The following is a 12,504-nucleotide window of genomic DNA, read 5'->3' on the forward strand; positions in this document are numbered from 1 at the left end:
AAGTTTTAAGACATTAAAATAAGACCATAAAAAGGGTGCGTTATAAATAACGCACCCTTTTTATTGCTAAGTCTTTATACCATCCACTTATCTTATTAACTTGGCTTAGAACTTGTTTTTGTCAACTGGATTCTGTGACAATGCTGCTGTAAAAGGCAGTATTTTACTGCGGCTAAAATACTTAGAAGAGCCATCGATAATCTTATCTACTTCTTTGATTAACTCATTAATAACGTCATCATAAACACCATGATATAGTTCAGTTTCGAATGCCGTAAAGGGATGCTTACGCGATGCCGAGCCGACCTCTGTCACACCTTGCTTACTATAAAAAATATCGACTCGTCCATCACTGTTGAGTACACAATTTAATATTCCGCCCTCCAGCTCCATTTCTACTCGCTCAGGCATAAAAATATAATCGTCTACATTGATGAGTTTTTTTTCTACTTCTCTCTTAAAAAATGATTTGATATCAAACATGGATATATCCCTGACCTTAAAATTATAATATACGTTAGCACGCCTGATTTTACAGCCACTGTCCAGCATGTAATCTGCTGCCTGCTCGTTCGTGCTTTATGAATCAATACTATAAGATGACGTGATATTTTTTAAGACAGGATATGTAAAACTGCGTTTGATGTTGGTAAAAATAGAATGTTAGCTGTGGCTCCTTTATCCTATTGCAATAAAAAAAGGAAGTGGCAAACTAGGCAACTCCCCTTTTTTAATGATGAAACTACTCTATCTGGCTTAATCACACCCAGCCTTTTTCACGAAACGATTTCAACACCTCAACAAACACTGCCATCTCATCAGCTCTGCCAAGCGTCAAGCGATTAAAGCCAGTGATAGGCGCAAACTCGCGACCAACAGCGATGCCATGGTCGCACATTCTATCGATATAGGTTTGTACATCGCCCTTGATTTCGTGAAATATAAAGCTGGCTTGTGATGGTAAGTAGCGTAGTCCAAGCTCATCCAGCGTCTGCTCAACCAGCTGACGCGATTGATTGGCAGTATGCAAACTCAACGCCAAAAACGCCTCATCATCCAAGGTTGCTATCGCAGCGACAGCACCAGACAGATTGGTATTATCTACTGAGATAAACGCCTCTAACTCAGTGATCATTTGCGGACTGGCAACCGCATAGCCGACACGCATACCCGCTAGCGCACACAGTTTGGAGAAAGTCCGAACCACGATAATATTGTCTGAGCGCTGCTCTCTTATCCACGTAATCCCACTCTCAAAACTTGGGTCAGTGACATATTCTGAGTAGGCTTCGTCTAGCAAGAAATAATGATGGTCTGGTGCCGTTCCTACCCACGCTTTTAACTCATCTGTGTCAGTAATCGTCGCTGTAGGATTGTTGGGATTGCAGAGATAAAATAAGCTTATACCATCAAAATCATCAGCCACTTTTTGCATATTTTGTAAATCAAAAGAATAGCTTTCAGGCATCAGTGCTACTTTTACCACGGGCACATTGATAGATGTTGCATATAGTTCCGCATAAGCAAAGGTTGGGTGCGGCACAATTACTTGAAAATTTCTGCCTTCCCTTAACGCTTTGTTTTGCAGCATTTGTACGACGGTGCGGATATTCTCACTGGAGCCGCTGCCTAGAGATATTTGACTTTCAGTCACGTCATTAATTTTCGCAACCTTAGTGATTAAGGCTGCACGCTGGTCATCTGGATAACGAAAGCCGATATCTAAAGCATCGATAACCGCTTTTTTGGCAGAGTCTGCCATACCTAGTGAGTTTTCGTTAGAGTTTAATTCTATTAATGGATTGGTAAGCACAATAGTAATACGCCTAATTGATACCCATACCAAATATGCGATGAATAATGTCAAACTCGCTCAGCCAGCGGACGTAGCACTTGCGCTCGTCTTTTTTGCTACTCTGATTATTTAGTAGGGTTTATATATGGATGGTGAGATGCATTCGGATAATAATGGTTATGGTAAGTGGCATTTACCCTGATTACAAGCGCTCTGAGCGATGAAACTCGTTAGCAGCTGTTATGAGTAAGATGCTCACTTATTGATAGTGTCCGTTAAATAAAAAATAGCCACCCTATAGGCAACTCACTTTGTAAAATTCTTAACATGTTTGCTAATACTAGGCCGTGTCCTCATTTTAAAAATGGTGATAAACATGAGATAAATTGCCTTCAAACAAGGAAAGTAGCGCAAATAATATCAAGATATTAAGAAACTATTTGACGATTTTTGGCAAAATTTAGCCATTTTTAGCCATTTAGCAAGTAATCGATTGAATTGAGGACATGCGCTAGTCTTGCTAGTTTATCGATATTTCAAATTAGCAATTTTTTAATGCACTACTTAGACCCAGCCTTTTTCACGGAACAGCTTTAATACTTTAATAAATGCTGCCATCTCGTCAGGTGTGCCAAGCGTCAAGCGATTGAACCCTGTCACAGGTGGGAACTCGCGACCAACCTTGATGCCATGGTCACGCATTCTATCGATGTATGTTTTTAAATCACCCTTTATTTCATGAAAAATAAAATTGGTCTGTGAGGGTAAATAACGCAATCCAAGGTCATCTAATACTGTCTCAATCATCTGGCGCGACTGATTGGTATTGCGTAAGCTGAGCGCTAAAAACTCTGCATCATTTAACGTGGCAATAGCAGCAACCGCACCTGACAAGTTGGTGTTGTCCATAGACATAAACGCTTCGACACTCTCAATAGCTTGAGGGTTAGAAACTGCGTATCCCACTCGCATACCTGCTAAGGCACATAACTTTGAGAAAGTATGGATAACAATAAGGTTGTCTGATAACCTTTGTTTCACCCACTCAATACCGCTCTCAAAGCTCGGATCTGACACGTACTCCAAGTAAGCTTGATCTAGCAAGAAGTAATGGTTATCTGGTGCATTACTTACCCAATTTTTGAGCTTTTCCGTTGATGTAATAATGCCAGTTGGATTATTTGGATTGCAAATATAGATCAGGCTGATGCCATCAAAATCGTCAGCTACTTTTTGTAATTCATCAAAATCATAATCATGGTTTTCAGCAGTTAATGGTATCTTGACCACAGGCACGCCAATGGAATTTGCATACATCTCTGCACAATCAAACGTTGGCACAGGAATCACCATTTGAAACTGCTTGCCCTCTTTTAATGCTTTGTTTTGCAACATTTGTAAGGTAGCTCGAATATTTTCAGTCGAGCCATTGCCTAATGAGATTTGGTTTTCTGTCACACCATGGATGGTGGCAATTTTGCTAATGAGCGCTGCGCGTGGATTATCTGGATAACGAAAGCCCTCGCCTAAAGACTCTATAATGGCTTGTTTAGCAGAATCTGCCATACCTAGTGAGTTTTCATTCGCATTTAATTCTAAGAATTTATTATTTTGCATGATCGATTATATGCCTCAACGTCCGTTGTTATAAGTTCATATTGCTCATTGATATCATATTAAGGGGCATTTGTTATAAACACAAGTTTTGATATAACCAATTATTAGTTATTAATAATCTCGAACAAAGGCGAGGTTGTTTTGCTGATAAAAAGACTATAAAAAAGGTGAGCTGCGCCATTGGCAACTCACCTTTTTGTTAGATACAAACTGATATTAACGGAAGTTCAAATAACCTATTAGATCAAATGCGCTTTTAACTCTAGCACTTTATCTCGCGTTTTCGCTGCATCCTCAAATTTCAAGTCACGTGACATTTGCTTCATAAGCTTTTCAAGACGATTGATTTCTTTCGCCAGCAAATCAGGACTGCGTAAGATACTAATATCGACATCAGGTAGATTGCTCTTGATAGGAATCACTTGATTGTCATTGGCATTCTGATCGTCACCCGTATCGATTTTATCAGTGATGCTACGGCGTGCCCCTTTCGGCGTAATGTTATGCTCAAGGTTAAATGCCACTTGTTTTTCACGGCGACGATCCGTCTCATCTATCGCCTTTTGCATACTGTTGGTAATACGGTCGGCATAAAGAATAGCTTTACCATTGATATGACGCGCAGCACGACCAATGGTCTGAATCAAGGCACGCTCAGAACGCAAGAAGCCTTCTTTGTCCGCATCAAATATTGCGACCAATGACACTTCTGGCATATCTAAACCTTCACGCAATAGGTTAATACCGACCAGTACATCATGCACACCAGTCCGCAACTCATGAATGATTTGCATCCGCTCAACGGTATCGATGTCCGAGTGCAGATAAGCAACTTTGACGTCGTACTCTTTTAGATAACTGGTCAAATCCTCTGACATGCGCTTGGTCAAGGTAGTTATCAGCACGCGCTCATCTTTTTCTCGGCGCTTGGTAATCTCTGATAACACATCATCGACCTGCGTCAATACAGGACGAATCTCAATCTCAGGGTCAATCAAACCCGTTGGACGGACGACTTGTTCAACGACTTGCTCGCTGTGTTCAAGCTCATACAATGCAGGCGTAGCACTGACATAAATAGTCTTAGGCTTGATACGCTCCCACTCTTCAAACTTCATCGGACGATTATTCATAGCACTTGGCAGACGAAAGCCATAATTGACCAAGTTCTCTTTACGTGATCTATCGCCTTTATACATTGCACCAATTTGCGAAACAGTGACATGTGACTCATCAAGGAATAACAACGCATCCTCTGGAATATAGTCAAATAAGGTCGGCGGTGCTTCCCCTGATGGACGACCAGACAGATGCTGTGAGTAGTTTTCAATACCGTTACAGTAGCCGAGCTGTTGAATCATCTCAAGATCATACTGAGTACGCTCTTTAAGACGCTGTGCTTCAATCAGTTTATTATTGTCACGGAAATACTCTAAACGTGGCTCAAGCTCAGCACGGATGGTATGACTGGCAGCTTCTAGTTTATTACGCGGCGTCACATAGTGCGACTTTGGATAAATAGTAATACGCGGCACGCTACGTACCGTCTTACCTGTTAATGGATCAAACCAAGTAATTTTCTCCACTTCATTGTCAAATAAATGCACACGTACCGCCAGCTGCTCTGACTCAGCAGGATAAATATCGAGCAGCTCGCCACGCAGCCGATACGTACCGCGTCCAAAGTCTAGTTCATTGCGCGTATATTGCATTTCAACGAGGCGTTTAATGGTAGCAGTGCGATCGATTTTATCCCCAACGACGACGTGCAGCAGCATTTTTAAATAACTTTCTGGATCACCCAAACCATAAATACACGATACCGAAGCAACAATAATCGCATCACGACGCTCAAGAAGGGCACGCGTGGCTGACAAGCGCATTTGGTCAATATGATCGTTAATGGCGCTGTCTTTTTCGATAAAAGTATCACTCGCCGCGACATAGGCTTCTGGCTGATAGTAGTCATAATAACTGACGAAATACTCAACGGCATTGTTTGGAAAAAATGACTTAAACTCACCATATAACTGCGCGGCAAGCGTTTTGTTATGCGCCATAATAATGGTTGGACGCTGCGTCTCAGAGATGACCTTTGCCATGGTATAGGTCTTGCCAGAGCCCGTTACACCCAGTAGTAACTGTTCATCCATGCCAGAATTAATACCGTTGACGAGTTTTTTAATCGCTTGCGGTTGATCGCCTGCTGGCTCAAATTCGGTGACCATCTCAAAAGCACGACTTGATATTTGCGTCCCAGACGCATTGACACCACTAATTTCAGCTTCGCCCTGTAGCTGAGTGGCCAATTGATTTAACTGACGCGACGAGCGCGGTTCAGGCATTCGCATAATGACTTTCTTCTTCTGAAGGTTTATAACAATGTGGGGTCTAAGCTAGGGTTTTTAAAGGTAATTAAGGGTTTTATGTTGTCATCTTCTCTTACAATATTAGCATCTAGATATGACGTCACACGCCCTATTTATAACGAATAAATAGTACCTTCGTTATAAAAAACGCACACAGCATCTGCTAAATTTACAAAGCTTTTCATGATTAACAAACTCATTACACGACCACCTAATAAAGCCTACGCTTGAGGCTTTCAATCTTCATTTAAGCTGCTATTATTTATAACGAATCAACAAGTAGTTCATTAGTAAGATACCAATAACAACAAATGAGATTTTCATTAAAATAATACACATAACGGAGTAGAACATGAGAGAACGTTACGCAAGTGGAATAGATGACGCAACCGCAAAGAAAATGATCGACTTATTGAACGCTAATCTAGCGAATCTCATTGATTTGAGTATGGACAGTAAGCAATGTCATTGGAATTTGCAAGGTACTGGCTTTATCGGTGTTCATCAGTTATTAGATGATACTTATGGTCGCTTAACTGAAGCTTATGATACGGTCGCTGAGCGTATTGTTATCCTTGGCGGTAAAGCCAATGGTATCTCTAAACGTGTCGTTGAGGACTCTATCCTAGAGACTTACCCTACTGATATCACTGAAGTTGATCAGCATGTTCGTGAGCTTACCAATCGTTATAAGACCATTGCAGCATCATTGCGCGAAGGAATCGATACTGCTAGTGATGCGGGTGACGAAGATACCGCTGACCTATTAACGGAAGTAAGCCGTATCGTTGATAAAGACGCGTGGTTCATCGGTGCTAATGCGCCAAAAAAATAATAACTTTATACCTAAACCAGTTACATCAATAGATAGTATCTATCAGCAGAAAGGTCACTTTTATAGTGACCTTTTTTTATGGATTAACTTTAAGATTGCTGCTCAGAAGCTGTCTTTTCAGAAGATGTCTTTAAAATAGCTAAACAATCCTTTATGAGTTAAAAAGTACCTTGAATTATTTGCTGCATTTGCGGTAGAAGCTCACCCAGTTGTGCTTCTGTCTCACTAGTATCGTCAGGCAAAGATTGCTTTAAAAAAGCTGCCGTAATCTGTGGCTGTTTCGACAAGATACTTTGACCCATCGCCGTATCATAAAAATCAATTTGAGCATCAACTTCCGCTTGCGTATAGTAAGTTTTTGCTGCATCAATATAAGCTTGCGTTAACGTCTGCTTATCAGTGGTATCACCGATACTATTGGTCATTATCTTGGCATATTGACCCAGCACTTTTTGAATCTGCTCTTGTAGCGCCTGTTGACGTTTATTTAATTTACCATCACCTACTGACTCTGTACGATTTTGCGTTTGTACGTTGATGGCATCGATAGCTGCTTGTTTTCCTTTAACGATAGATTCTATTTGCTCATCAATGTGCATCACTTCCATTAGCTTAATAATAGACGTATCTGTTGGGGAGATATTTTTATTCATAAAAGCGGTATTGTTAATAGAAGCGCTATTCGCACTTATTCTATTGATACTTACTGTCTGCTGTTGAGCAGGCTCACTATGAATTACCAGCTCAGCCTGTGCTTGAGTCAGACTGGCTACTGCGCTAATAGTGATAACGGTCATACTTAATGAGCGAACCATGAGTGAACGCCCAACAGGGCTCTCTATAGCAGACTGAAGACTTAGTTTCATATTAGTTTCTCTTTATCAGGCATCTTGATTATAACTATTGGGTAAGCTCAAAGTTTCAGCATTAGGTACAGATAATGTCAGGATAGCTTCCTGAAATAAAGGATTGGCACGGAACTGACTTTCAATAATTTCGAATTTTTGGGCAATCTCTTTTTCTTTTTGATTGCCAGCGATATCGACTGCTGCCACCATAAATATCTTTTTGGGTCCCACCCACTCCAAATGTAAGTACGACACACTATCGATATCTGGATGATTGAGTAACTCGCTCAATGCATAGCCATGTATCCTCTCTGATACTTTATAACCGACCAAAAAGTCACGGTTACGGCTAATTAAAAAGATGGCTACCGCACCCAATAATATTCCGACAATAATAGAGCCGAGCGCATCCCAAAACGGCTGTCCCGTGTAAGCATGCATACCCATGGCAGCAGCAGCGACAACCAAGCCGATGACAGCTGCCAAGTCTTCAAAGAATACACCACGTAAAGTTGGATTTGACGTATCGACCACATAGCCAATGGCGCTGACATTTATCGCTTCACCATGCTTTTTGCTTTGTAAGTAAGCTTGCCCTAACGAAAACCCTTCGAGCACAAACGCAATCGCCAATACAATAAAACCGATGGTATAGTTGGTCTCACTTTCCGCAGCATTCCACTCGGTGATACCGGTATAAATGGAGACAATCGAACCTGCCATAAAGACACCAAAAGCGGCAATCATCGACCAGACATAAGCTTCTTTGCCATAGCCGAGGGGATGGCTTTCATCAGCAGGTTTGATCGCCTTTTTCTCGGCGACAATTAATAAAGTACCGTTACCTGCATCTGCCCACGAATGCGCTGACTCTGCGATCATAGAAGCAGAACCCGTCATAAATGCTGCAACCGTTTTGGCAATCGCAATGATAATGTTGGCTCCAACGGCAATTAATACCGTTACCAATGAAGCGGAATGCTGCTTGTCTTTATTGGTGGTCGAATTAGCAGAACCGCCTAATACAGAGTGAGAATTACCATCAGAAGTGGTGTCTTTAATGAGCGTGCCAGCACCCCGAGCACGGCTACTACACGGCGCTGGCTGATGAGAAATAGGCGTAGGTGACTCGGCTTCCGATGGTTTTAAGCTCATAATAATCTCGATATAGGCTTTTTGAACGCAGATATGTATATATTTAACCAGATCAATAGACCGTATATTGAAAGCATTTTAACTGACTATGCAGAGTCTACTTATCTTAACGATCATGAGAATTAGCCAGCTCACCAATCATATCTCCAATATCACAACTGGGTCGATGCGAGCTTTCCAGACGCAGGTTTTTACGCTCTAGTGCGGCATCAGCGCGGCATTGCTGCATGGGGTTTTTGATATCAAGTGGCGGCGCATGTGTGGGCTTGCCATTATCATCGATAGCGACCATCGTAAAATAGCAGCTGTTGGTATGGCGTACGGTACGGGCGCGGACGTCTTCTGCTTCGACGCGAATGCCAATCTCCATCGAAGTATTCCCCACATAATTAACACTTGCCGCAAAGGTAACCAATTCGCCAACATATATAGGCTCACGAAACATCACTTGGTCGACAGACAGCGTCACCACATAATTGCCGCTATAGCGACTGGCGCAAGCGTAAGCGACTTGATCAAGCATCTTAAGCAAATCACCACCATGCACATTGCCAATAAAATTCGCCATATCAGGCGTCATAAGTATCGACATATATAGCTCATGATTTAATGGGGCTTTTTTGGCAGTCGAGCTGGTATTGTATTGCGGCATAAAAATCCTTGAATGATTTAGGGCGTGTTGATAGTAAGTATCATTTATACAGCAGCTCACAAGAGAGCACAAACAGCACTCTGTCATTGAATGGTCTAGGTTATGTAAACCTTAAGCTATTTAACTTTAGCTCAACCAATGAAAACGATAAGCAAGCCAAGCGACAATGGCGCTCACTGAACCTGTCAAGATACCGCCCCAAGCAAAATCAACCAACGCTGTATCCAGTGTAAAACCTTTGTACAACGCTAAACTGGTAAAGTCATAAGTACCGTAAGCCATCAGCCCTATTAGGCCACCAAGCAAGAATATATGACCAATCGAAGCGCCTGCTTTGATTTGTGGATATAAAATCAAGACACAGAGAGCCAGTAGATAAAACATATAGAACACGCCAGCAGCAATCATGTTTGGCTCATCGGCAAGCAGATGCCCGATACGCTTTTCGTAAAATAAGCCAGTCATAGTCTTGAGCCAAACTGCGTCAATACCCAAAAATATAAGCACAGCAGCCAGATATATAAGTACATAACCCATAACCACATCCTTTTAATTAGCGTTTTTTAATCCCAGCTTATTTCCATCATCGCTTGTTAAGTCAGTGCTTGTTAAGACACTGCCTATTGAAACCCAACTTGTTAAGACGCTATGTTTCGTTTGGAGGCGTCTTGGCCATCACTGTTAACATTACCGCTTTCATTAGAATTCATAATATCGTGAATCAGACGGCTGCTTTGCTCATCGGTGAGAGTGTCATGAGAAGACAAATCAGAGAAATGCATCACATCAATATTGTCTGGCTTCACTGCGGTCAACTGTACCACGCCGATGGTGCGCTCTAAAAACCCACCTTCACAGTAACAAAAGTAAAAATCCCACAAGCGAATAAAGGCATCATCATAACCAAGCCCCTTAATTTCTTCACGCTGCGCCATAAACGCGGCACGCCAGTCGCGCAAGGTATGAGCATAGTCAAAACCGTAATCATGTAGCTGCTTGATGACCATGTCGGTTTGTTCCGTAAACTGTGTATTTAGCTCTTGATTGGAGAGCAAACAACCACCAGGGAAAATGTGCGTTTGGATAAAATCGACTGAATTAACATAATCTTGGTAGTGTTGATCATTAAAGGTAATGGCTTGCAGTACCATAAGCCCTGTGGGTTTGAGCAAGCTATTACATTTGGCAAAAAACGTCGGTAAGTACTCGTGCCCAACGGCTTCAATCATCTCGATACTGACTAGCTTGTCGTACTGCCCTGTCAGCTCACGATAATCTTGCTTCAGCAGGGTAATTTTATCAGACAGTCCTGCCGCATCAACTCGGCGCTGCGCCTCATCATACTGGGCGTCAGAGATGGTCGTCGTCGTTATGTGACAGCCATAATGTGTGGCGGCATAAATAGCAAAACCACCCCACCCTGTGCCAATTTCTATCACATGATCATCAGGCGTCAATTGTAATCGCTGGCAAATGAGCGCCAGTTTATACTGCTGTGCTGCGCTCAGTGATACATCAGGCGTACGATAGACTGCTGCTGAATACATCATCGTATCGTCTAAAAACCGCTGATACATATCATTGCCCAAGTCATAATGCGCTAAAATATTGGACTTGGCACCAGACTGATCATTGCTACGTAGCCGATGCTTCGCTTTTTCAAACGCCTTACTCACACCTGCAAAGCGATTTTCTAATTTATTCAACACCGCCAAGTTACGCGCTGCCAACCGAATTAGCCCTGTCAAATCGTCCGTATCCCACTCACCATTGATATAGCTGTCTGCTAGCGCAATAGAGCCGCCAAGCAACAGCTGCCGATATACAGTAGGATCATGAATCATCAAGGTAACGTGTAGTGAATGGCGACCCACTGCCGAACTGCTCGCGACACTATCGGATACTTTACCAAAGCTAACGGTATTAGGTGCTTGCTCATCGAAGGCTTCGACTATAGTCAGACTACCAAACTGGATATGCGCTAATGCGCGGAAGATGAGTTTTCTTGCCAATTGATTCATTCCCGCACTGACGGGCTGAAAAATGGCGCTCTCATTGACGACCTTACTCATCTGTGCGGTCAATTTTCCTAATGTCGAAACGGGTGCTCGGTCGGTTGGTCGTGCTGACATCGTATATTCATCCTTGTTTAAATGCTCTATGCTTAAGCGTTACGCTGATAAATTTCTTTGGCTGATCGTTAGCCCTTAAACGATCAAAGAATATCTTTTGGAGTCGGTGCTTTGTTCTGTTGGCTATCGGCCAGTTTTTCATCATAATGAATATAAGGCACTTTTTTAATCGCATAAAGCTTGAAAGCATGCCAATAAATACGGGTTACAGAGGTCATGTTCATTAGCGGGTTTTTTCGCAAGCTGTTGCGAATCGTTGTGGCGGTCATTAGAACGCCAACCATTTTTATACCCGTTTTTAATACCTCACCGCGCTCATCGCTGATATCGATAGCAATACGAACTTGCAAGCAATTATCCGGCTGCTTTTTTACCTTAACCTGCCAACGATATAGCTGGTCGATCGGGTTAAAAGGTGAGACATGAAAATCTTTATTATGACAAAATTCAGTATTCGCACCATTGAGTGTAAACCCATAATAATGGCGCTTATCCCATGGTGTATTAGAGACTTCAGCCAATAAATGCGAGGGCATCTGCTGCTCATCGAAACCTAAGTAAAAATTGACTGGACTAAAATATATGCCCGCATTGCGGCAAACGAGCATTCCAATAATATCGCCTGTTGGCGCACTACCCGTTTGCTCAGTAAACGCTTGGTTTAAGCGATGATTAAGTGCTTGAACAGAATTTGAACGACAATTATCATGCTTACCACTCATTGATAAATCACTTAGGCTATTTGACTCTTGTAAAGGTAGACCTTGTAAGTAATCATCAGGACAAAACTGCTGCAAGGCTTTTTTCTTTGCTGAAAATAATGGTAATCCTTTGACCAGTCGCCCTTTTGAAAGCAACTTTTTTAAAAGCTTATTTTTGCTACTAATACCTGTACTTACTTCAGGAAGCTCCAGCCCTTTAGCCAATGCGCTGATATTGATGCCCCAATAACGGTATGGATACGCAAATTTATGCACACTTGGCAGTAACCGACTGTGCCAAGTCGTCCCATGGAACAACTGATGGGGTAACAGCTTATTAGGCGTGCCGGTTTCAATAGACATAGCATTCTCTTCAATAGTGTTCGTTGATCTCACGACC

The 12,504-nt window shown here is 42.1% G+C and carries 11 protein-coding genes; 1 reads left to right on the forward strand and 10 read right to left on the reverse strand.

Going from position 1 to position 12,504, the window contains the following annotated elements:
• Positions 1-105 precede the first annotated feature (105 nt).
• The 4 genes from C8D84_RS00290 to uvrB form a co-directional block, all read right to left on the reverse strand.
• On the reverse strand, positions 106-483 hold the full coding sequence (locus C8D84_RS00290; RefSeq protein ID WP_109589191.1) for a hypothetical protein: 378 nt from the start codon (positions 481-483) through the stop codon (positions 106-108).
• A 277-nt stretch (positions 484-760) separates the two neighbouring features.
• Entirely contained in the window at positions 761-1,813 is a 1,053-nt protein-coding gene (locus C8D84_RS00295; RefSeq protein WP_228244388.1) for a pyridoxal phosphate-dependent aminotransferase, read from the reverse strand.
• 546 nt (positions 1,814-2,359) lie between these two features.
• Positions 2,360-3,412, reverse strand: coding sequence for a pyridoxal phosphate-dependent aminotransferase (locus C8D84_RS00300; protein ID WP_109589193.1), 1,053 nt, complete (start codon positions 3,410-3,412; stop codon positions 2,360-2,362).
• A gap of 239 nt (positions 3,413-3,651) precedes the next feature.
• Positions 3,652-5,763 (reverse strand): excinuclease ABC subunit UvrB, encoded by a 2,112-nt coding sequence (gene uvrB / locus C8D84_RS00305; RefSeq protein WP_055123841.1) that lies wholly within the window; start codon positions 5,761-5,763, stop codon positions 3,652-3,654.
• Positions 5,764-6,133: 370 nt separating this feature from the next.
• Between uvrB and dps the strand changes: the two genes are divergently transcribed.
• Positions 6,134-6,616, forward strand: a complete 483-nt coding sequence (dps, locus tag C8D84_RS00310) for a DNA starvation/stationary phase protection protein Dps (RefSeq protein ID WP_109589195.1) — start codon at positions 6,134-6,136, stop codon at positions 6,614-6,616.
• 158 nt (positions 6,617-6,774) lie between these two features.
• On the opposite strand, the gene C8D84_RS00315 is transcribed toward dps, so the two are convergent.
• From C8D84_RS00315 to C8D84_RS00340, 6 genes are all read right to left on the reverse strand, one after another.
• Positions 6,775-7,482, reverse strand: coding sequence for a DUF2059 domain-containing protein (locus C8D84_RS00315; RefSeq protein WP_109589197.1), 708 nt, complete (start codon positions 7,480-7,482; stop codon positions 6,775-6,777).
• 15 nt (positions 7,483-7,497) lie between these two features.
• The gene (locus C8D84_RS00320) at positions 7,498-8,619 is read right to left on the reverse strand and encodes a cation diffusion facilitator family transporter (RefSeq protein ID WP_109589199.1); all 1,122 of its coding nucleotides are present in this window, start codon (positions 8,617-8,619) and stop codon (positions 7,498-7,500) included.
• A 106-nt stretch (positions 8,620-8,725) separates the two neighbouring features.
• Positions 8,726-9,271 carry an acyl-CoA thioesterase gene (locus C8D84_RS00325; RefSeq protein WP_109589201.1) on the reverse strand — a complete coding sequence of 182 codons (546 nt, stop codon included), beginning with the start codon at positions 9,269-9,271 and terminating at the stop codon, positions 8,726-8,728.
• A 126-nt stretch (positions 9,272-9,397) separates the two neighbouring features.
• Positions 9,398-9,808, reverse strand: coding sequence for a DUF2177 family protein (locus C8D84_RS00330; RefSeq protein ID WP_087815779.1), 411 nt, complete (start codon positions 9,806-9,808; stop codon positions 9,398-9,400).
• A gap of 101 nt (positions 9,809-9,909) precedes the next feature.
• Entirely contained in the window at positions 9,910-11,403 is a 1,494-nt protein-coding gene (locus C8D84_RS00335; protein ID WP_109589203.1) for an SAM-dependent methyltransferase, read from the reverse strand.
• An 83-nt stretch (positions 11,404-11,486) separates the two neighbouring features.
• The gene (locus tag C8D84_RS00340) at positions 11,487-12,467 is read right to left on the reverse strand and encodes a DUF1365 domain-containing protein (RefSeq protein ID WP_109589204.1); all 981 of its coding nucleotides are present in this window, start codon (positions 12,465-12,467) and stop codon (positions 11,487-11,489) included.
• Positions 12,468-12,504 lie beyond the last annotated feature (37 nt).

This window comes from Psychrobacter immobilis, from assembly GCF_003148585.1.
Taxonomy (GTDB): Bacteria; Pseudomonadota; Gammaproteobacteria; order Pseudomonadales; family Moraxellaceae; genus Psychrobacter; species Psychrobacter immobilis.